The organism is Pseudomonas lalkuanensis (assembly GCF_008807375.1).
In the GTDB taxonomy this organism is placed as follows: domain Bacteria; phylum Pseudomonadota; class Gammaproteobacteria; order Pseudomonadales; family Pseudomonadaceae; genus Metapseudomonas; species Metapseudomonas lalkuanensis.
Genome location: NZ_CP043311.1, coordinates 2,063,757 through 2,084,675, shown reverse-complemented (window position 1 = coordinate 2,084,675; position 20,919 = coordinate 2,063,757). Strand labels below are relative to the sequence as shown.

The 20,919-nt window shown below is 65.2% G+C and carries 19 protein-coding genes and 1 tRNA gene; 8 read left to right on the top strand and 12 right to left on the bottom strand.

What is annotated here, in order from left to right; all coding sequences use genetic code 11:
• Positions 1-3: 3 nt before the first annotated feature.
• Positions 4-1,905 (bottom strand): ATP-binding cassette domain-containing protein, encoded by a 1,902-nt coding sequence (locus FXN65_RS09785; RefSeq protein ID WP_151133004.1) that lies wholly within the window; start codon positions 1,903-1,905, stop codon positions 4-6.
• 185 nt (positions 1,906-2,090) lie between these two features.
• Between FXN65_RS09785 and FXN65_RS09780 the strand changes: the two genes are divergently transcribed.
• Positions 2,091-4,025, top strand: a complete 1,935-nt coding sequence (locus FXN65_RS09780; RefSeq protein WP_151133003.1) for a transglycosylase SLT domain-containing protein — start codon at positions 2,091-2,093, stop codon at positions 4,023-4,025.
• 101 nt (positions 4,026-4,126) lie between these two features.
• On the opposite strand, the gene FXN65_RS09775 is transcribed toward FXN65_RS09780, so the two are convergent.
• The 3 genes from FXN65_RS09775 to yegS form a co-directional block, all read right to left on the bottom strand.
• Entirely contained in the window at positions 4,127-4,930 is an 804-nt protein-coding gene (locus FXN65_RS09775; protein WP_151133002.1) for an MOSC domain-containing protein, read from the bottom strand.
• Positions 4,931-4,998: 68 nt separating this feature from the next.
• A complete protein-coding gene (locus FXN65_RS09770) occupies positions 4,999-5,925 on the bottom strand; it encodes a chemotaxis protein CheV (RefSeq protein WP_151133000.1) in 927 nt (308 codons plus the stop codon).
• A gap of 132 nt (positions 5,926-6,057) precedes the next feature.
• Positions 6,058-6,957, bottom strand: a complete 900-nt coding sequence (yegS, locus tag FXN65_RS09765; protein ID WP_151132997.1) for a lipid kinase YegS — start codon at positions 6,955-6,957, stop codon at positions 6,058-6,060.
• A 207-nt stretch (positions 6,958-7,164) separates the two neighbouring features.
• Between yegS and FXN65_RS09760 the strand changes: the two genes are divergently transcribed.
• Entirely contained in the window at positions 7,165-7,863 is a 699-nt protein-coding gene (locus FXN65_RS09760; protein ID WP_151132995.1) for a pirin family protein, read from the top strand.
• Between the two features lie 81 nt (positions 7,864-7,944).
• On the opposite strand, the gene FXN65_RS09755 is transcribed toward FXN65_RS09760, so the two are convergent.
• The 3 genes from FXN65_RS09755 to FXN65_RS09745 are packed head-to-tail and all read right to left on the bottom strand — an operon-like array spanning position 7,945 to position 12,695.
• The gene (locus FXN65_RS09755) at positions 7,945-9,504 is read right to left on the bottom strand and encodes an FGGY-family carbohydrate kinase (RefSeq protein WP_151132993.1); all 1,560 of its coding nucleotides are present in this window, start codon (positions 9,502-9,504) and stop codon (positions 7,945-7,947) included.
• An 18-nt stretch (positions 9,505-9,522) separates the two neighbouring features.
• A complete protein-coding gene (locus tag FXN65_RS09750) occupies positions 9,523-11,097 on the bottom strand; it encodes a glycerol-3-phosphate dehydrogenase/oxidase (protein ID WP_151132991.1) in 1,575 nt (524 codons plus the stop codon).
• 2 nt (positions 11,098-11,099) lie between these two features.
• Positions 11,100-12,695 (bottom strand): FAD-binding oxidoreductase, encoded by a 1,596-nt coding sequence (locus tag FXN65_RS09745; protein ID WP_151132989.1) that lies wholly within the window; start codon positions 12,693-12,695, stop codon positions 11,100-11,102.
• A 125-nt stretch (positions 12,696-12,820) separates the two neighbouring features.
• Here FXN65_RS09745 and gliR point away from each other — a divergent pair, with 125 nt between their 5' ends.
• Positions 12,821-13,849 (top strand): AraC family transcriptional regulator GliR, encoded by a 1,029-nt coding sequence (gene gliR, locus FXN65_RS09740; RefSeq protein ID WP_151132987.1) that lies wholly within the window; start codon positions 12,821-12,823, stop codon positions 13,847-13,849.
• 126 nt (positions 13,850-13,975) lie between these two features.
• Here the strand turns inward: gliR and FXN65_RS09735 are convergent, their stop codons facing one another.
• On the bottom strand, positions 13,976-15,190 hold the full coding sequence (locus FXN65_RS09735; protein WP_151132985.1) for a molybdopterin molybdotransferase MoeA: 1,215 nt from the start codon (positions 15,188-15,190) through the stop codon (positions 13,976-13,978).
• A complete protein-coding gene (moaB, locus tag FXN65_RS09730; RefSeq protein WP_151132983.1) occupies positions 15,187-15,726 on the bottom strand; it encodes a molybdenum cofactor biosynthesis protein B in 540 nt (179 codons plus the stop codon). Before moaB ends, FXN65_RS09735 begins: the two co-directional genes overlap by 4 nt.
• Before the next feature lie 67 nt (positions 15,727-15,793).
• On the opposite strand from moaB, the gene mobA reads away from it, so the two are divergent.
• From mobA to FXN65_RS09715, 3 genes are all read left to right on the top strand, one after another.
• Positions 15,794-16,381: a molybdenum cofactor guanylyltransferase MobA gene (mobA, locus tag FXN65_RS09725; protein WP_151132981.1), complete on the top strand. Its 588-nt coding sequence runs from the start codon at positions 15,794-15,796 to the stop codon at positions 16,379-16,381.
• A gap of 78 nt (positions 16,382-16,459) precedes the next feature.
• A complete protein-coding gene (locus tag FXN65_RS09720) occupies positions 16,460-16,681 on the top strand; it encodes a YgdI/YgdR family lipoprotein (RefSeq protein WP_151132979.1) in 222 nt (73 codons plus the stop codon).
• A gap of 162 nt (positions 16,682-16,843) precedes the next feature.
• Positions 16,844-16,920, top strand: a tRNA-Pro gene (locus FXN65_RS09715).
• A 221-nt stretch (positions 16,921-17,141) separates the two neighbouring features.
• Here the strand turns inward: FXN65_RS09715 and FXN65_RS09710 are convergent.
• The 3 genes from FXN65_RS09710 to FXN65_RS09700 all read right to left on the bottom strand — a co-directional run bounded on the left by FXN65_RS09710 (position 17,142) and on the right by FXN65_RS09700 (position 19,222).
• Positions 17,142-17,378, bottom strand: a complete 237-nt coding sequence (locus tag FXN65_RS09710; RefSeq protein WP_151132977.1) for a glutaredoxin family protein — start codon at positions 17,376-17,378, stop codon at positions 17,142-17,144.
• Positions 17,379-17,424: 46 nt separating this feature from the next.
• The gene (locus FXN65_RS09705) at positions 17,425-18,576 is read right to left on the bottom strand and encodes a DUF5610 domain-containing protein (RefSeq protein WP_151132975.1); all 1,152 of its coding nucleotides are present in this window, start codon (positions 18,574-18,576) and stop codon (positions 17,425-17,427) included.
• An 88-nt stretch (positions 18,577-18,664) separates the two neighbouring features.
• Positions 18,665-19,222, bottom strand: coding sequence for a TetR/AcrR family transcriptional regulator (locus FXN65_RS09700; protein WP_151132973.1), 558 nt, complete (start codon positions 19,220-19,222; stop codon positions 18,665-18,667).
• Positions 19,223-19,379: 157 nt separating this feature from the next.
• Here FXN65_RS09700 and FXN65_RS09695 point away from each other — a divergent pair, with 157 nt between their 5' ends.
• Together FXN65_RS09695 and FXN65_RS09690 are read left to right on the top strand one after the other, a co-directional pair.
• Positions 19,380-19,973, top strand: a complete 594-nt coding sequence (locus FXN65_RS09695) for a glutathione S-transferase family protein (RefSeq protein WP_151132971.1) — start codon at positions 19,380-19,382, stop codon at positions 19,971-19,973.
• Between the two features lie 17 nt (positions 19,974-19,990).
• A complete protein-coding gene (locus FXN65_RS09690) occupies positions 19,991-20,917 on the top strand; it encodes a pyridoxamine 5'-phosphate oxidase family protein (protein WP_151132970.1) in 927 nt (308 codons plus the stop codon).
• The last annotated feature ends 2 nt before the right edge of the window (positions 20,918-20,919 follow it).

Genomic DNA, 20,919 nt, shown 5'->3' with positions numbered 1-20,919 from the left:
TCCTCAACTGTCTTCCAGCTCCGCCCAACGCTCGATCAGGCGGTCCAGTTCCTTCTGCAAATCATCCAGGCGCTCCAGCACCATGCGGGTCTGTTCCGCAGGGCGCTGATAGAAGGCCGGATCGGAAATCTCCGTCTGCACCTTCGCCTGCTCCGCCTCCAGGGCCTCGATCTGCCCGGGAATGGCCTCAAGCTCACGTTGCAACTTGTAGCTCAGCTTTTTCCTGGGTGCCTCAACCACGACAGGAGCGGGCTCGGCAGACTTGGGAGTTTCGACCTTGGCCTCACGGGTTTCACCCACACCGAGAAGACGCGGTGAGCCGCCCTGGCGCAGCCAGTCCTGGTAGCCACCGACGTATTCGCGAACGCGGCCCTGCCCTTCGAACACCAGCGTGCTGGTGACCACGTTATCGAGGAAGGCCCGGTCGTGGCTGACCATCAGGACGGTACCGGGGAAGTTCAGCAGTACTTCTTCGAGCAGTTCGAGGGTTTCCACGTCCAGGTCGTTGGTCGGTTCGTCCAGCACCAGCAGGTTGGCGGGCTTGCTGAACAACTTGGCGAGCAACAGTCGTGCCCGCTCACCACCGGACAACGCCTTCACCGGCGTGCGGGCGCGCTGCGGACTGAACAGGAAGTCACCCAGATAGCTCAGCACATGGCGGCTCTGGCCGTCGATGGTGATGAAATCACGACCCTCGGAGAGGTTATCGATGACGGTTTTTTCCAGATCCAACTGGTGACGCAACTGGTCGAAATACGCCACTTCCAGGCGAGTACCGATCTCGATGCTGCCGCTGGTGGGCTGTAGATCGCCCAGCAACAGCTTGAGCAGCGTGGTCTTGCCGGTTCCGTTGGCACCCAGCAGGCCGATACGGTCGGAGCGCTGCAACACCAGGTTGAAATCGCGGATCAGCGGTTCACCGCCCGGATGGGCAAAGCTGACGTTCTCCGCCACGATCACCTGCTTGCCCGATTTCTCCGCGGCTTCCAACTGGATCGTCGCCTTGCCCTGGCGCTCACGACGCTCGGAACGCTCGACACGCATCGCCTTGAGTGCACGTACCCGGCCTTCGTTGCGGGTACGACGGGCCTTGATGCCCTGGCGAATCCAGACTTCTTCCTGGGCCAGGCGCTTATCGAACAGGGCATTGGCCACTTCTTCCGCCGCCAGCTGCTGTTCCTTGTGCACGAGGAAACTGGCGTAGTCGCCGTTCCAGTCGATCAGGTGGCCGCGGTCCAGTTCGAGGATGCGGGTGGCCAGGTTCTGCAGGAAGGAACGGTCGTGGGTGATGAACAGTACCGCGCCGCTGAAGCCCAGCAGGGCTTCTTCCAGCCAGGCGATGGCGCCGATGTCCAGATGGTTGGTGGGCTCGTCGAGCAGCAGCAGGTCGGGCTCGGCCACCAGGGCCTGGGCCAGCAGGACACGCCGGCGCCAACCGCCGGAAAGCTCGGCCAGGGTCTTGTCCGCCGGCAGCTGCAGACGGCTCAAGGTGCTGTCCACCAGCTGTTGCAAGCGCCAGCCGTCGCGCGCCTCGAGATCCTGCTGGACCCGCGCCAGGCGCGTCAGGTCATTCTCATCGTTGATATGCAGGCTAAGGTGGTGGTACTCGGCCAGCAGCTTGCCGACATCCGCCAGCCCTTCGGCTACCACATCGAATACGGTGCGATCATCAGCGAGCGGCAGCTCCTGCGGCAGTTCGCCGATCTTCAGCGCCGGCGCCTTCCAGATCTCGCCGTCATCGGCGAACTGGTCGCCCTTGACCAGGCGCAGAAGGCTGGACTTGCCGGTACCGTTGCGGCCGATGATGCACACACGCTCGCCCCGGGCGATCTGCCAGGACACCTTATCCAGCAGCGGCATGGCGCCGTAGGCAAGGGATACGTCGGTGAACTTGAGCAGTGTCATTGCGGGGCCTCCAGGATCAGGGCGCGCATTCTACCCGACTTGCCGCACCGTCTCTCGGGCAATTTTTACCGCCGGTTTCCCCTGCTGGCGCAATGCTTTAACCGCCCCTGCCTAAAGGCTAAGCTAGGCGCTATTCGATGCCCCAAAGCGGGCATTCACAATGATTTATCTGCCCCGGAAGTGTCATGCGCAGCCGTCTGCTCAACCTGTTTTCCTGCTTGTTCCTTTCCACGGTCGGCCTGCATGCCACCGAGGCCTCCTCGGCCCCTCTCGCCCAGCAACGCCTGATGTACGACGAGGCCAAACGCGCTCTCGCCAAGGGCGATTCCGGCCCCTACCAGCGCTATGCCAATGCCCTGCGCGACTACCCACTGGAACCCTACCTGGCGTACGACGAGCTGACCGCCCGTCTGAAATGGGCAAGCAACGAAGAGATCGAGAAATTCCTCGCCGAGCATGGCGACCTGCCCCAGGCCGGCTGGATGAAATTACGCTGGCTGCGCTGGTTGGCCGAACGCGGCGAATGGCAGACCTTCATCAACTACTACGACCCCAAGCTCAACTTCACCGAGCTGGACTGCCTGTTCGGCCAGTATCAGCTCAAGCACGGGATGAAGAAGGAAGGCTATGCCACTGCCAAGAAGCTCTGGCTGGTGGGCAAGTCCCAGCCCGACGCCTGTGACGTGCTGTTCGGCATGTGGAGCGCCGAAGGCCAACTGACTGAGGAGCTGCGCTGGAAGCGTGCCAAGCTGGCCGCCGAAGCGCGCAATTACGGCCTGGCCAAGCACCTGGTAAAAACCATGCCGCGCCTGGGCACCCAGGGCAACCTCATGGTGGAAGTGGCGCAAAAGCCCCAGCTGCTGAGCCAGACCGCCCGCTTTGCGCCCGCCGACCGCCACATGGCTGACGCCGCGGGCCTCGGCCTGCGCCGGCTGGCCCGCCAGGACCCGGAAAAGGCGCTGAGCCTGCTGGACGTGTATGCCGCTCGACTGCCCTTCTCCAAGGAAGAAAAGGTCGCCATCGCCCGCGAAATCGGCCTGACCCTGGCCAAGCGCTTCGATTCCCGCGCCCTCACGATCATGACCAAATACGATCCCGAGCTGCGCGACAACACCGTCAGCGAATGGCGCGCACGCCTGCTGCTGCGCCTCGGCCGCTGGGACGACGCCTACCAGTTGACCCGGCAGATGCCCGAAGACCTGGCCAAGACCAACCGCTGGCGTTACTGGCAGGCGCGCAGCCTGCAGTTGGCCCAGCCGGAGAGCCAGCAGCCGATTCCCCTCTACCAGCCGGTCGCCCGTGAGCGTGATTTCTACGGCTTCCTTGCCGCCGACCGCATCCAGGCGCCCTACCAGCTGAACAACAAGCCACTGGCCATCGACCCGAAGGTCATGCAAAAGGTGCGCAACACTGCGGGCATCCGCCGTGCGCTGGAATTCCACGACCGTGGCGAGATCGTCAACGGCCGTCGCGAGTGGTACCACGTCAGCCGTCTGTTCGACCGCAACGAACTGGTCGCCCAGGCCAAGATCGCCTACGACCTGCAGTGGTACTTCCCGGCCATTCGCACCATCAGCCAGGCCCAGTACTGGGATGACCTGGATATCCGCTTCCCCATGGCCCACCGCTCGACCCTGACCCAGCAGGCCAAGATTCGCGGCCTGCACTCGAGCTGGGTCTTCGCCATTACCCGCCAGGAAAGCGCCTTCATGACCGACGCGCGCTCCGGCGTCGGCGCCATGGGCCTGATGCAACTGATGCCAGGCACCGCCAAGGAAACCGCGCGCAAGTTCGGCATTCCGCTGGCCTCGCCGAACCAGGCTCTCAATCCCAGCGTCAACATCCAGCTCGGCGCAGCCTACCTGAGCCAGGTGCACGGCCAGTTCAACGGTAACCGGGTACTCGCTTCGGCCGCCTACAACGCAGGCCCAGGCCGCGTGCGCCAGTGGCTGAAAGGCGCCAATCACCTGTCGTTCGACGTCTGGGTAGAAACCATTCCCTTCGACGAAACCCGCCAGTACGTGCAGAACGTTCTGTCCTACTCGGTGATCTACGGCCACAAGCTGAACGCGCCGCAACCCCTGGTGGACTGGCACGAGCGGTATTTCGACGATCAGTAAGAAACAGAAAAGGGCGCCAGTTGGCGCCCTTTTTCATTTGGCCTCTCCCCGCGAAGCTCATAGGGCGGCTTCAGCCCACCAGCACGCCTCGCATCGGTCCGCTACTCCAGCACCTCGACCTCCATCCCCACTTCCAGCACGCCGGCGCTGCGGTTGATCAGGTTCTGTCCGAAGTAGACCTCGCCTTCCCGCTCGCGGTAGGTCTTGAGCGTGGTCAGCGGCTCGCGGTCAGCGTTGCGTTCGCCGGTAGCCGGATCGATGGTCGTCAGGATGCAGCGGCTGCAGCCCTTGGCCACGCTGAACTCGATGCCGCCGATGCGGATGCGCTTCCAGCCGTCCTCGGCATAGGCCTCGCTGCCCTCCACCACCAGGTTCGGACGGAAGCGCAGCATTTCCAGCGGCCGCCCTACCCGCTTGCTGAGGTCGTCCAGCGAAGCCTGGCCGATCAGCAGCAGCGGATAGCCGTCGGCAAAGCCCACCTTCTCCTCGGGCAGCAGGCTGCCGGGAATGTCCCGTGCACGGTGATCCGGCACATGGACCAGGCGGCACGCCTTGCCGAGGAAACCACTGAGCCATTCCGCCGCTTCGTCGCCGGCGTCCGGCACATGCATCGGCGCGCCCCAGACGAAGGTGCCGCGCAGATGGGTGTCGGGATCTGGCAGCGGCACCTCCAGGGTGGGCAGGCCCGCGGCGCTCAAGGTCAGGCCGCCGGCATCGTTCCAGCGCGCCGAGAGTTGGGACATCTGGGAAAAGGCGCGCTGGGTCAGGAATCGGCCATTGTCTGCATCCACCAGCATCCAGCGCCGATCTCCCGCCAGGCCCAAACCATCGAGCCGCGCCTGCTGGAGGGGTTCGCCAATGGCGGATTTCATGGGGAATCGATAGAGGGACGAGAGACGCAACATGGCCAGCTTCCTGATCGGCGTTTGAGCGAAGTGCCCGTTATACGCAGCCGCCCCCTGTCAGCTCAAGCTCATCGATCCCGCTGAAGGCGATCCAGCACCACGTCCACCAGCTTGTCGGGCTGGAACTTGGAGAGGAAGTTGTCGCAACCGACCTTTTTCACCATGGCGTCGTTGAAGCTGCCGGACAGCGACGTGTGCAGCACCACGTAGAGGTCGCGCAGGCGCGGATCGTTGCGGATCTCGGTGGTCAGGCGATAGCCGTCCATCTCCGGCATTTCCGCATCGGTGAAGATCATGAGCAGTTTCTCGGTCATGTCCACGCCACTATCGGCCCAGGCCTTGAGCATTTTCAGCGCCTTCAGGCCGTCACCTGCCACGTGCATGCGCATGCCGAGCTGCGACAGGGTTTCGCGCAACTGGGTCAGCGCCACGCTGGAGTCGTCCACCAGCAGCACCTCGCGCCCGATGGCCATCTGCAGCAGCGGGTTGTGCAGGCGGTCCGCGGAAACGCGCGTACTCATCGGCACGATCTCGGCCAGGACCTTTTCGACGTCGATGATCTCGACGATCTGCTCGTCCACCTTGGTGATGGCCGTCAGGTAGTGCTGGCGGCCGGCACTGCCGGGCGGCGGCATGATGGATTCCCAGTTGAGGTTGAGGATGCGGTCCACGCCGCCCACCAGGAATGCCTGCACCGAGCGGTTGTACTCGGTCACGATGATGGTGCTGCGCTCATCCGGCACCAGCGGACGCATGCCGATGGCCTGGGACAGGTCGATCACCGGCAGGGTCTGGCCGCGCAGGTTGACTACGCCACACACCACCGGATGGCGCTGCGGAATCAGGGTCATCTTCGGCAGCTGCAGGACTTCCTGCACCTTGAACACGTTGATGGCGAAGAGCTGACGGCCGCTCAGGCGGAACATCAGGATTTCCAGCCGGTTCTCACCCACGAGTTGGGTGCGTTGATCGACGGTGTCGAGAATGCCGGCCATGGAACTTCCTCTGCTACGAATGCGATGGTGGGCAGGACTGCCTCGCAGCTTTTCGGCAAGCCACCGGAAAACTGAAGACATAGCACTACGCCATCATGCAACAGTCAATCCCATGACGCCAGCTCGCCGACGCTAAGCGCGGAGCAGCAATGGGGACTGCGCCGGCAGATGCACCCGCAGCGCCCCGGCCCGCGCGGTGATGCGCAGGCGCACGCTTTCCAGCGGCTCGCCATCGAGATTCAGGTCCAGCCCTTCCGGTGCTTCCACGTCCACCCAGGGCAAGCGTGCGCTGACCGAAACCGATTCCAGGCCCAGGATGCCGCCGGACAGCAGCGTGGCCAGCGTGCCCACCACGTCCTGCGGTGCCGGAATGATGCAGAGGTCCAGCAGTCCGTCGTCCACAGTGGCCTGCGGGCACAGGGGGTGCCCGCCGCCCGCCTGGCGTCCATTGCCGATACCAAGGGCGAGAAACTCCCCTTCCCAGTTGAAGTCCGGCCCACGGAAGCGGCCGAACGCCGAGTGCACCTCGGAGAAGCGGCTCAACCCGGTCAGGAAATAGGCCGCACCGCCCAATACCTTCTTCAGGTCTTCCGGGGTATTGGCGGTGATCTTCGAGCCGAACCCGCCGGTTGCCATGTTGAGGAACAGATGCCCATCGGCCTCCCCCAGATCGATTGCGCGCGGCGCCACGTCCAGCAGCGCCAAGGCATCCTGCGGATCCAGCGGCACGCCGGCTGCCCGCGCGAAGTCGTTCGCCGTGCCCAGCGGCAGCAGCGCCAGGCTGGCGTCACTGCCCGCCTGGACCACGGCTTCGGCCACATCGCGAAGGGTGCCGTCGCCACCACCGGCGATCAGCGTCCGATAGCCCGCTGCCAGGGCTTCCTCCACCAGCCGCCGGGCGTCGCCACCTTCCCAGGTCACCCGCACCGCAAGCTCCCAGCCCGCAGCACGGCGCGCCTGGACAGCCGCTCGCACCTCATCGTTGGACGCCTGCTTGCCGTGCAGGATCAGCAAGGCCTTGCGCTCGACCATGATCACCTCCATCACTCGGGAATGGCCGGAGTATAGGACCCTGAGCGCTCCGGCTCGGAGCCACGGGCAATTTCAAGGAGGGCAAACAATCTATTTATTCGATTTATTTGCCGTACAAATTGCGCTTTTACGCAGTTATATGATGATTGATCATGCCACCCATTCCTCCCGGAGAACCCCCTCCGCGAGCAGACAGGAGACCCGAACATGATCGAAGTACGCCCCTTCGCCGAACTGGGTGGTGCCAACCACGGTTGGCTGAACGCGCGCCACCACTTTTCCTTCGCCGGCTACTACGACAACCTGCGAATGAACTGGGGCCAGTTGCGCGTGTGGAACGACGACGAAATCGCCCCCCACTCCGGCTTCCCGCCACACCCGCACCAGGACATGGAAATCATCACCTACGTCCGCGAAGGTGCCATCACCCACCAGGACAACCTGGGCAACAAGGGCCGCACCGAAGCCGGCGACGTGCAGGTGATGAGCGCGGGCACCGGTATCGCCCACAGCGAATACAACCTGGAGGACGAAACCACCAGGATCTTCCAGATCTGGATCATGCCCACCGAGTACGGCGCAGAACCGTCTTGGGGCACCCGTCCGTTCCCGAAAGGCGAGCGCGCCGGCAGCTTCGTGACCCTGGCCAGCGGCATCGACGAAGGCAGCGACGCCCTGCATATCCGCGCCAACGCCCGACTCGTCGCCGCGACCCTGAAAGCCGGCCAGACGGCCGAGTACCGCCTGGACAATGGCCGCAAGGCCTACCTGGTGGCCGCCAAGGGCCGATACGATGTGAACGGCGTCTCCGCCGAAGCCCGGGACGGCGTTGCGGTGCGTGATGTGGAGGTGCTCAGCTTCAGCGCCAGCGAGGACAGCGAGATCGTCCTGGTGGATGTGGCCTGATCAAGCGCTTTCCCCTGTGGGAGCGAATTCATTCGCGATTGAAATCGCTCCCACAAGAAGTTTCCACGTTCCATCTGGCGATCATGCCGGGTATCCGGTGATTTCCCTGATCTTCCGGTACAGCGGGCGCAGCTGCTTGTACATCCCCTGGTAGACCTCCCGGTACAACCGCTCGTAGGTGAGCCGCGCCTGCGGGTCCGGCTGGAACACCCGCCCCACCCGCGTCATGGCGCGGATCGCGGTGGGGAAGTCCGGGTGCAGCCCCAGCCCCACCGCGCAATCGATGGCCGCTCCCAGGCCCGACGTCTCGTAGACATGGGGCCGCTCCGCCGGCAGGCCGAAAATGTCGGCAGTCAATTGCATGGCCGCATCGCTCTGGGAACCGCCGCCCGACACCCGCAGGCGGGTGATGCTCGTACCGGAGCGTTTCTCGATCTGTTCCTTGCCCTGGCGCAGGGCGTAAGCCAGGCCTTCGAGGATCGCGCGATAGATGTGCGCACGGGTGTGCACATCGCCGAACCCTATGATCGAACCCTTGGCCTCCAGGCCCGGCTCACGAATGCCGGGTGACCAGTAGGGCTGCAGCATCAGCCCCATGGAACCGGGTGGCACAGTATTGACCAGCTCGTCGAACAGCGCCTCGGGCTCCACATCCAGCTCCTTCGCCCTCTGCATCTCGCGCAGGCCGAATTCCTGCTTGAACCAGCTGACCATCCAGAAGCCGCGGTAGATCATCACCTCGGTGTTGAAGTGATCGGGAATCGCGGCCGGATAGGGCGGGATCAGCGGGATGGTTTCCAGGTACTTGCGGCGCGTGGTGTTGATGGTCGCCGTAGTGCCATACGACAGGCAGGCGGTGCTCGGCTCAACGCCACCGGCGCCGATCACTTCGCAGGCCTTGTCGGCCCCCGCGGCGATCAGCGGCAAGCCCTCGGGAATACCGGTATGGCGGCTGGCTTCGGCGGTGATGCTGCCCAGGCGCTCACCAGGCTTGAACAGTTCCGGCAACTGCTCGCGGCGCACCGGCATCGACTGCCACTTCCAGTCCCGTGGCGCGGCCCATTGCAGGCGCTTGTAGTCGAACGGCAGATAGGCCACCTGGCATGCCACCGAGTCGACGAACCGGCCGCACAGGCGATGGCTGAGGAAGCCCGAAAGCAGCAGCACCTTGTGGGTCCGCGCCCAGAGCTCGGGCTGGTTCTGCGCCACCCAGTTGGCTTCGGCCTGGGCGCGGAAATAGTCCACGGTGCCTTCCAGGCCAATCGCCTTGAACAGCCAGCCCCAGGGCCCCTTGATGCGTCCCTGCACTTCAGCCTGGCGCTGGTCGAGCCAGAGGATGGCCGGGCGCAGCGGATTGCCCTGTTCGTCGACATTGATCACCGTGCCACGCTGGGTGGTCAGCGACACGCCACGGATCAGGCTGCGGTCGATCTTCACCGACTCCCAGAGCAGCCGGCAGGCTTCGCCCAGGCTGTCCCAGTAATAGTCCGGGTCCTGTTCGGCCCAGCCGGGCTGGCTCGAATAGTAGGCCTCCAGCGGCACCTTGCCCTTGCCCACCAGGTTGCCTTCCAGGTCGAACAGCAGCGCCCTTACGCTCTGGGTGCCGTTGTCGATGGCCAGCAGATAGCTCTTTTCGCTCACGATGCGTCCTTGTTCTTGTTATTCGGGCAGGCTGTAGCAGCGTCGGTAGAGCGCCAGGTAATCGGACTCTTCCCGCGCCCAGCGGGCATCATCCCAACCCAGCAGCGGCTGGCACAGGGCGCGAACGCGGGGCAGCTCTCCACGTGCGCCTTCGGGCAGCAGCAGGCCGAGCCGGGTCCGGCGCAACATCAGGTCATCCAGGTGCAGCACCAGCTCACCTTCCGCCGCCCAGGCCAGTTCGGCCCAGAGGGTATCGGTGGCGCCGACGCGTTCATTGCCCAGCCGCTCGACCCAACGCGCAAGTTCCGCCACCGCCCGTCCATGACGCCCGACCAGCCGCAGGTGCTGGGCAGGCGACAGGGCCGGGAGCGCGGGGGCGGCAACCGGTGGGAACACCGGGCCATCGCCGTCGTCCACGGTGCGCCCGACAAAACCTGCGCACGCATGCAGCACTTCCAGTGCCAACAGGCGGAAGGTGGTCAGCTTGCCGCCCGCGAGGGTCACGCAGCCGGGTTCGGTCCAGAGGACATGCTCACGTTTTTCATCCGAAGGCTTGAGCTGCGAATCGCCATTGCTCACCACCGGCCGCACGCCGGCGAAGGTGGACAGCACATCGGCGCGTGCAATCGCCGCCGCCGGGAACTGCAACGCGCAGGCCTGCAACAGATAGTCCACTTCGGTCTCGCTGATGCGCGCGTCCTGGTCCAGACCCTCCCCATGATCGAGGTCGGTGGTACCGATCACCGTCGCCCCCTCCCAGGGGAACACGAACACCGGCCGCCCATCGGCGGGATGCATGAAGCTGATGGCATGGGCCAGCGGCAGACGCCAGCCCGGCACCAGCAAGTGACTGCCGCGCAGCGGGCGGATATGTTCGGTTCCCTGGGCCGCGCGCAGGCGATCAGCCCAGGCCCCCGTCGCCAGGGCCACGGCGCGGGCACGGAAGGTGAACCGCTGGCCGCTCTCCAGATCCTCGACCTCCAGGCCGCTCACCCGGCCCTGATCACGCTTGAGATCCACGACGCGCATGCCGTTCAGCGCCTCGCCGCCTTCGGCGCGTGCTTCACCCAGCACCCGCATGACGAGCCGGGAATCGTCCGTCACCGCATCGAAGAAACGGGTGCCACCCTGCAGTCCGCCCTCGCCCAGGCCGGGAACGAGATAGCGCAGTTGCTGCAGCGGGTAATAGAGGTGGTTGCGTCGTCCGGCCAGGGCGTCATAGACCGCCAGCAGGCTGCCGAACACTCGCGGCCCCGGAAAGCCGCCACGATGGGGCATGACGAAGCTCAGCGGGTCCACCAGTCCGGGGGCTTCGGCCAGCAAGCGCTGGCGTTCGCGTACCGAAGCGCGGGTCAGCCCGAACTGCCCCTTGGCGATGTAGCGCAGGCCGCCATGAACCATCTTCGACGAGCGACTGGAGGTGCCCCAGGCAAAATCCCGCTGTTCCAGCAGCAGGCACTTCCAGCCTCGCCGAGCCGCTTCCCGAAGGACGCCGGCACCACAGATGCCACCACCGACGACGATCAGGTCCCAATCCTGAGCGGCCAGTTCAGGCAGGGCAGCGGCACGCCAAGCGGCGTTCCAGGCGTACATGCTCAGCCCTCGAGGAGGACGCCGGGAGCGAGGCGCCCCTCGGGGTCGAAGTGCTGCGCCAGGCTGCGCAGGGCGGCCATGCCCAGCGGCCCCTTCTCCACCGGCAGCCAGGGCGCATGGTCGCGGCCGACGCCGTGCTGGTGGCTGATGGTGCCGCGATTCTGCGCGATCTCTTCACTGGCGGCGCGTTTCAACTTGCTCCAGCGCGCCAGCGCTTCCGCGTAGCTGCCGCCCGGACGGTAGACATAGGTGGTGTAGATGCTCGACCCCTCACCGTAGACATGGGACAGGTGGGTGAACACATGCACCCGCTCGCCCTCCTCCTTCAGTCCGTTGCGCAGGCTGGCTTCGATCCTGTTGAGCAGGCTGTCGACATTGACCCAGTCGGTGGCAGTTTCCAGCGTGTCCACCACATAGCCGGCACTCCACAGGGCGTGGCGCAGATAGGGGAAGCGGAAGCGATTGTGTTCCCACTTCTTGCCCAGCAGGGTGCCGGTGAACACGCCGCCGAAGCTCTTCAGCAGGCGACGGGCCTGCTTCAGCGAAGCGGCGTTCTGCCCGCGGCTGCCGGTAACGCCGAAGGTCAGCATGCACTTGCCGGCCCCGGCACCACGCAGGGCGAGGTACTTCTCCAGCAGGGCGATCTGCCCCGGATGGCCGGCCAGCGCCAGCTGGGTTTCCGTCTCGATGGCATTGGACAGGCGCAGCATGGACAGCGGCACCCGCGCCTGGGCCAGGCTGCGGATCCCTTTCAGAGCCTGATTCCAGCTGGGCAGGAAGACGGCGTAGAAGGACTCCTGCTCGGCCAGCCGGGTGACCCGCACCCGTACTTCGGAGATCACCCCGAATCGCCCTTCCGAGCCGAGCACCATTTCGCGCAGGTCAGGGCCCGCCGCCGACGCCGGGAAGGTGGGCAGCTCCATGGGGCCGGCGAAGGTCTCCAGGGTACCGCCGGCAAACAACTGCTCGATGCGGCCGTAGCGCAGGGACTGCTGGCCGCTGGAACGACTCGCAACCCATCCGCCAAGGGTGGACAGCTCCCAGGACTGCGGGAAATGGCCGAGGGTGTAGCCACGGGCACGAAGCTGGCTTTCCACCTGCGGGCCGCTGGCGCCAGGGCCGAAGGTGGCGATCTGGCTCACCTCGTCCAGCTCCAGCAGACGATTCATGCGCTCCAGGGAGAGGGTCACCACCGGCCGCTCGCCAGCCTGGGGATTGATGTGGCCGGCTACCGAAGTACCACCGCCATAGGGAATCAGCACCAGGTCGCGTTCGACGGCCAGGGCCAGCAACTGGCGGACCTGCTCCGGGGTTTCCGGAAAGGCCACGCCATCGGGGAACAGCCCGAAGTCACCCTCACGCATCGCCAGCCAATCCGGCAGGCTCTGGCCACGGGCATGACGCACGCGGGTCTCGGGATCCAGGGTGATCAGCGGATGGGGGGCCAGCCGCGAAGCCGGCACGCGCGCCAGCACCTGTTCCAGGCTGGCATCGGGCAAGGGCTGCCCTTCACTGATGCGCTCGGCCAGGAACACCGCTCCATTGGCGGGCAGCTCCACCACCGTCGCCTCATCGCCCCAGCCGTTCCAGCGTCGCATGCCGTTCTCCTTGTTCGGGTTGTTTCGAAGGTTTTCGATGGCTGCCTATACTAGCCAGCCCCCCAAAGGCGTCACTGTCGGATCGGGACAGTGGCAATCGCCAATCAGGACATAACAAGAAACACATGCAAGCGCTCGGCTATACCTCGGTTCCCGCACTTCTCAAGTACCTGCGCCATGCGGAACAACTTGGCATGGATCAGGCCTCCACCCTGGCCGCGGCCGGCATTCGTCCGGACGACCTCGCGGACAACAGCAAACGCCTGCCCAGTGAAGCCCACGAGCGCCTGCTGACCTACCTGATACGGGAATCCGGCGACGTCCTCTTCGGCCTGCATTCGGCGCGCTACGTACAGCCCGGATCCTGGAGCGTGCTGGGCTACATCACCATGAACTGCGCCACCCTCGGCGAGGCCATGAGCCGCATCGCCCCCTACGAGAAACTCGTGGGCGACATGGGGGTGAGCCGCGTGGAAGCCGACGGCGACAAGGTCCGGATGATCTGGAGCTGCCGCCACCAGGACCCGGTGATCCGCCGCCACATGGTGGAGAACGTGCTCGCGTCCTGGTTGCTCTACGCCCGCTGGATCGCCGACATGCAGCGTTCACCACAGGAAGTATGGTTCGAACACGTCCAGCCCGAGGCGACCCGCATCGAGGAATACGAAGAAGTGTTCGGTTGCCCGGTGCGTTTCGAGCAGACCTGCAACGCCCTGTTGGTACCGATGGAATACCTGGCTGTGCCCCTGCGCCAGGCAGACGCCAACCTGCTGCGCACCCTGGAAGAACATGCCCTGGCCCTGATGGCCGGGCTGGATGACAACGAGCCACTGCCGCAACGGGTGAAGAATGCCCTGCGCCTGCTGCTCAAGGACGGCCTGCCGCGCAAGGAGCGGGTGGCGGAAAAGTTCCACATGACGGTGCGCACCCTGCAGCGCCACCTGCAGCAGGCCGGCACCAGCTACCAGCAGATCCTCGATGAATTGCGCCGTGAGCTGGCCGAGCACTACCTGCTACGCAGCGACTTGCCGATCCAGGACATCGCCTGCTATCTGGGCTTCACCGAGTCGCGCTCCTTCCACCGCAGTTTCAAGGCGTGGACGGGGCAGACGCCGGGGGAGTACCGGGAGGCGAAGAGGCGCGACGCGCCCTGATTGCAGCAGTCTCCTGTAGGAGCGATTTCACTCGCGAAGCAGGCCGCATGCCTGCCCTGGGGAGTCTGATGAGGCTCCATTCGCGAATGAATTCGCTCCCACAAGAACAGACAAGCCTGACTGTCGTCAGGCCTGCAACTCACTCAACGGAATGAAACGCAAGGTATCACCCTCGGCCAGGGTGGTGCCCTCCAGCACCTCAACCAGTCCCTCGGCCCAGGCCGCACTGCGCAGCACGCCGGAACTCTGGTTCGGGTAGATCACCGCACGGCCGTTCTCCAACCGCGCGCGCAGGTACTCGCGTCGATTGCCCGGCTTCTTCCAGATGAATCCGGCCGGCACCGTGAAGCCGAGCGGTTCCAGCTCTTCCACACCAAGGCGGCGCAGAAGGTAAGGCCGGGTAAGCAGGCCGAACGTCACCAGGGTGGAAGCTGGATTGCCCGGCAGGCCGATCACCGGGACACCCCGGAAATGCCCGAAGGTCAGCGGCTTGCCCGGCTTGATGGCCAGTTTCCACAGCGCCAGCTCACCTTCTTCACGCAATGCCACGCCAAGGAAGTCCGCTTCCCCCACCGACACGCCGCCGGTGGAGAGGATCAGGTCCACCTGCCCCAGTTCTCCCAGGGCCTTGCGGGTGAGCGCCAGGTCATCGGCGAGGATCCCGGCATCCACCACAGCGCAGCCCAGGCGCTTGAGCCAGGCGATCAGCAGGCTGCGGTTGCTGTTGTAGATCTGCCCCGGCCCGAGGGGCTGGCCGGGGGGTACCAATTCGTCACCCGTGGAGATCACCGCTACCACGGGACGGCGGCGCACCAGCAGTTCGGCGGCACCCAGGGAGGCGCACAGGCCCATTTCGATGGGGCCCAGACGGGTGCCGGCGGGCAGCACGGTTTCGCCAGTACGGGTTTCCTGGCCACGGGCGCGGACGTTCTGCCCAGCCCTCATCGGTTCGAGGAAGCGCACCCGGCCATCGTCCAGGACTTCGGCGTTCTCCTGCATTTCCACCAGATCCGCGCCCTCGGGCAGCGGCGCACCGGTGAAGATGCGCGCACAGGTTCCCGGCTGCAGGGGGGCCGGTGCGCTGCCGGCGAGGATCCGCTGACTTACCACCAGCGGCTCGCCCCGCCAGTCGGCCAGGCGCAAGGCGTAACCGTCCATGGCGCTGTTGTCCCACGGCGGCAGGTCGAGGCCCGCCACCAGCGGTTCGGCCAGCACGCGGCCATCGGCATCGGCCAGCGCGACCGTTTCACAGGCTTCGATCGGTGCAGCCGCCGCCAGGTCGAGCAGACGCCGCAGGGCGTCCTCGACCGGCATCAGGCCGGGATGGTCGCAACCGCTCATCCGCGGCTCTCGCAGGCGTTGGCCTGGGTCAGGTGCGGCACGAAGTTGCAGGGGCGATGACGGTTGTCCAGTTGCTCGGCGAGGATGCCGTCCCAGGCAGTGCGGCAGGCATTGGTGGAGCCCGGCAGGCAGCAGACCAGGGTGCCATTGGCCAGACCCGCCAGGGCGCGGGACTGCATGGTGGAGGTTCCGATATCGCTGACGGAAATCTGCCGGAAGTATTCGCCGAAGCCATCCACCTGCTTGTCCAGCAGACAGGCAACCGCTTCCGGGGTGCTGTCGCGGCCGGTGAAACCGGTGCCGCCGGTGATCAGCACCACCTGCACATGGTCGTCGGCGATCCAGGTGGCGACCTGGGCGCGGATCTTGTACAGGTCATCCTTCAGCAGCACGCGCGCGGCCAGGTTGTGGCCAGCGGCGGTGAGGCGGTCGACGAAGAGCTGGCCGGAGGTGTCGGTCTCCAGGCTGCGGGTATCACTGACAGTAAGAACGGCGATATTGAGCGGCACGAACACCGCCTCGGCCTTGTGACTCATGGCAGGCTTCCAGTTGTAGGAGTGAATGCCCGGTGTTATATCACAGCGCCGCCACGGAGACCGCGCCATGTCCGACAAGCCTCTGCCACCCTGCTCTGTCCTGCTGCTTTCAGGCGGCCGCGGGCAGCGCCTTGGCGGCCTCGACAAGGGCCTGGTGGAGTGGCAAGGCCGCCCGCTGATCGCCTGGTTGCATGAACGGGTGCGCCCCTTCACCGACGACCTGATCATCTCCTGCAACCGTAACGCAGATCGCTATGCCACCTGGGCCGACCAACTGGTGCAGGACGACAGCCCCGACTATCCCGGCCCGCTGGCCGGTATCCGCGCGGGCCTCGCGGTGGCCCGCCATGAGCAGGTACTGGTCCTCCCCTGCGACGCCCCCAAGGTCGACGATGCGCTGATTAACGACCTGCTCGCCGCCGCCTGCGATCACCCCGTGATGGTCCGCCAAGGCAACTTCTGGGAGCCACTGTTCTGTGTCCTGCCCCGCGCGGTGCTGCCGGTATTGGAGGCCGGATGGCAGGCCGGGGAACGCAGTCCGCAGCGCATCCTCCGTCAATTGAATCCGGTTGCCGTGGACTGCTCCGAAGGCGATCCACGACTGGCCAATTTCAATACACCCGACCTGCTGGCTCATTCACCACTGAAGGACTGAGTCAGATTGCCGGAACTTTGCCGGGAAGTTTTTCGTCAGAAGCTGCGTACAACCAGCGTAATCATCAAGGAGATGACGATGAACCAGCGGATCGCCCCCGCTTTCCTGCTCGCAATGGGCCTTTTCACTCTGACCGGCTGCTCCTCGCCGACCGTGATCACCCTCAATGACGGGCGCGAGATCCAGGCCGTGGACAAACCCGACTACGACGAAGACTCGGGCTTCTACGAGTTCGAACAACTGGATGGCAAACATGCCAAGGTGAACAAGGATCAGGTCCGTACCATCAAAGAGCTCTGATTCCTCAGGCCCGCTTACGCCCTCCCGGCGAAGCGGGCCCTCACCTCCCCCGGCAACCCCGCGCCGTTCGCAGCTTCCCACCTCCCAAAGCAAAAAAATCAAAAAAACTTTCGCTAACCCCTTGTAGGCCAAAAGTTTTTCTGTAGAATGCGCGCCACACAACGGAGCGTAGCGCAGCTTGGTAGCGCGTCTCGTTCGGGACGAGAAGGTCGCTGGTTCGAATCCAGTCGCTCCGACCAAATCCCGAAAAACCCGCCTTGAAGGCGGGTTTTTTATTGCCTGCGATTTTTCATCGCCACGACGCTCCACGACCAATGCTTTCCAGCCATCGATGACTTCATCGGCGGCCGGAACATCGCTGCAGGACGTGGAAGGGGGTAGTTCCCTGGGCAGGGGCGGGATGATTGGCGCAGGACCGCGCGAAGGGCATCACTGCCTGAACTGCGTCAGGAAGTAGCGATCACTTCAGAAAAGATGCCACCTGGCAGGCATCGAAGGGCCAGCCCAGTTCGCTGCCGGTATCGCAACGGCGCAGGACCGGAATACGCAGGCCGTAGCTTTCGACCCACTCCTCGCGGTCGGCTATGTCCACCAGTTCCACCATCAAGCCACGCTCGACGAAGGGCATGAGCACGCCTTCGGCTACCTCGCAGAGGTGGCAGCCGAGGGTGCCGAAGAGTTGGCATTCAGGAAGCATGGGGACGCGCCTCGAAGATCAGCGAGGCGCGAAGTCTAGCACGGGGTCAGTCGTCAGTGGATTCGCTCTTGGCCTTGTCCAGCAAGGGCTGCAGGCCATCCAGCAAGCGGCTGTTGAGGCGCCCGGCCTTGGCCAGTTGCTCCGAGTCGAAACGCTCGTCGAGGCCGAATCCACCTTTGAGCAGTTCTTCCAGCGCACCACGGCCGTTCTCGGCCAGCTCGCCAGCATTGCGCAGCGCCTGCAGAAGGCTGTTGGCGTAATCCTTGAGGTTGCCATTGACCGCACTGGCCGCCTGTCCACCCTGCTGGGCGACGGCGCCGTATGCGTCGGTGGCCTGCATGACCTTGGTCTGGGTCAGGTGCAGGGACATGGAAGCCAGTTGCTCGCCATCCATGTCCAGGGCCATGGCCCGGTCGAAGGCGCCGGCCAGGTCGCCGGAGTAGAACTTGCTGGAGATGTCCTGGACCTGGCCGAGCAGGTCGCTCAGTGCCGCCTTCTCTTCGTCGTCCAGCTCCCCATCCACCTCGATCTGCCAGGCGCCGATCTGCAGGCTGGACGATCGGCTGCTGACGGACAGCAGCGAATTCTTGCCGTCGCTCGCGACCGCCACGCTGCTGCGCGACCAGCTGGACGAGGCCTGGGCGATGGAAATGCGCAACGTGTCGCCGTCGCGGGTTTTCACTTCCAGGTCGAAGGTTTCCGCCTGGGCCTTGAAGCGTTCGCTGTAGCCCGCGACCGCCACCGCCCCGCCGACCTGGGGAGATTGCGCCGGCTGGGTGTAGGTCTTCTGCAACTGGTCCAGGCCATCCTGGATGCGGCCGAAGGTGTCATCGATGTCGTCAGCGACCTTGCCGCCCAGAACACCGAGGCCGTCCAGAACCTTGCGCGCGTCGTCGAAGCCTTTCTGAATTCCGGCGCGGGCCTGGTCCAGCAGCCCCTTCAGCTTGGCCGGATCAGCACCGTCTGCCTTCTCGCTGCGCAGGCGCTGGTCGATGAAGCCCAGCACACGGTCTGCGACCTTCTCGGGGGTGTACTTGGATGCCTTGTCGCTCAGGGCACCCGGCTCGAGCCCCAGACGCTCGCCCAGGCGCCCTGCGAGAACTTCCTGGGCATCCGCCTGCTTGCGCGCCAAGGCGGAAGCCAGGCCGGGGAAGGAGGAACGATGGGCGGAAGAAGCGAGGGAAGCCAGGGCATTCATGTCGGGAGCATCCGGAGTCGACGGTGTCCTTTCCTTGGCGGCCGAAGGCCGAAGAACTTGAACTGCCGACGACAAACGGAGCCCGGATTCAGACCCCGGCAGCGCGTAGCAGCTGTTCCGCGGCGTCCTTCGCCTCCAGCGCCTGGTCGTTCGGTCCCTGGATGTGGGCCATGCTGATCGCCCCTTCCATCAGGTACTGCAGCTGACGTGCCAGACGCTCGGACTGAGCGGCGCCCAGGCGCTGCAGGGCGGCGATGAAGTAGTTCTGCGTGGCAATCTTGTAGGACGCCGCCAGACGATGCACCGGATGGGCGCGGTCGTGGAATTCGGCCGCCGCATTGATAAAGGCGCAGCCACAGAACTCGTCCTGCCGCAGCCATTCGTCCAGGCCGTCGAATACCCGCAGGATGGCTTCCCGCGGCGGCAGGTTGGCGAAAGCCCACGCCATGCGCTCGGCCGCCGGCGCGAAGCGGGATTCCAGGGCGGCCATGATCAGCTCGTCCTTGGACTTGAAATGCTTGTAGAGGGTCATCTTGGCCACACCGGACTCCGCCAGGATGCGGTCGATGCCGGTGGCGTGGAAGCCTTCGCGATAGAAGAGCGAAAGGGCTGTGTTGACCAGTTGATCGCGTTTACTCGATGCCATTGCAGCCTCCTGAACCGGCGCATTATGCGCATCCCCCCTGAACCGCTCAAACCACACGGGCGCGGAATGCGCAGGCGAAGCGAAATTCGCCCTTGAAATATACAGACCTGTCTGTCTACTATCCAGTTCAGTTTCCAACCAATGCGAGGGACTCGCCATGCAACTTCACGACTTCTACCTCTCCGGCAACTGCTACAAGGTCCGCCTGTTCCTCAGCCTGATCGGCCAGCCCGTCGAGCTGCTGACCGTCGACCTGCCCAAGGGCGCGCAGAAGCGCCCGGAGTTCCTCGCCCTGAATCCGCGCGGGCAGGTCCCGGTACTGGTTGATGACGGACAGCCGCTGGTCGACTCCCAGGCCATCCTGGTCTACCTGGCGCGACGCTATGCGGATCCGCACTGGTACCCGCTGGACGCCGTCACCGAGGCGCGGATCGCCAGCTGGCTGAGCCTCACCGCCAACGAGATCCACAACGGTGCAGCACGGGCCCGGGTGGGGCTGAAGTTCGGCCGCCCCGTGGACCTGGACGACGCCCAGGCCCGCGGCCGCCAGGTGCTGGAACTGGTCAACGCGCACCTGGCCGACCACACCTGGCTGGTCGGCGAGCAGCCCACCATCGCCGACGTGGCGGTCTACCCCTACCTCGCCATGGCCGATGAAGGCGGCCTGGACCTGACGCCCTACCCACACCTGCACGCCTGGTTCGCGCGCATTCGCGCCCTGCCCGGCTATGTCGACCTGCCCCACTTCTGAGGAACCCGGAGGCCATCATGAGCAGTCCGTTCCACCCTGGCGAACAAGCGATCCAGACCCGTGTCGGCGTACGCGAACAGGTAGAGGCCATGGGCAGCAGGATGATCCGCGATCACATGCCGGAGCAGCATCGCCTGTTCTTCGCCCAGTTGCCCTGGCTGCTGGTGGGCAGCCTGGACAGCGACGGCCAGCCACAGGCCTCCGTGCTGTGGGGCAAGCCGGGCTTCGCCCACTCACCAGAGCCCAGCCTGCTGCGGGTCAACGCCCGCCCGCAGGCCGACGACCCGCTGGCCGCCAACCTGCACAGCGCGGCACGCATTGGCCTGCTCGGCCTGGAACTGCCGACGCGACGGCGCAATCGCATGAACGGCCCGCTGCTGGACAACGACGCTGAAGGCTTCGCTCTCGCGGTGCAGCAGTCCTTCGGCAATTGCCCGAAGTACATCCAGGCTCGTGACTGGCACTGGCATGACCGCTCCGCCGGCCCACTGGAACAGGGCGATGGCCTCGACCCGCGCTGGCTGGAACTGGTCAAACGCAGCGACACACTGTTCATCGCCAGCCAGCATCTCGACCCGGAAACCGGCGGCGTCGACATCTCCCACCGCGGCGGTACGCCAGGTTTCGTGCAGTTGCGCGACGACGGCCGACTCTGGCTGCCGGACTACAGTGGCAACCAGATGTTCAACACCCTCGGCAACCTGCTGCTGGAACCCCGCTGCGGGTTGCTCTGGGTGGATTTCGCCAGCGGCGACCTGCTGCAACTGGAAGCCCGCGCGGAAATTCTCTGGCCGGGCCAGGGCGGCTCAGCCGGACTGCCCGACCTGCCCGGAGCCGAACGGCTGGTGGCGCTGACCCCTGGCCGCTGGCGCCTGCGTCGCAACCGCCTGCCGCTGGGCTTCGACAGCGCTCGCCCCTCCCCTTTCCTGCCTCAAGGACACTGATT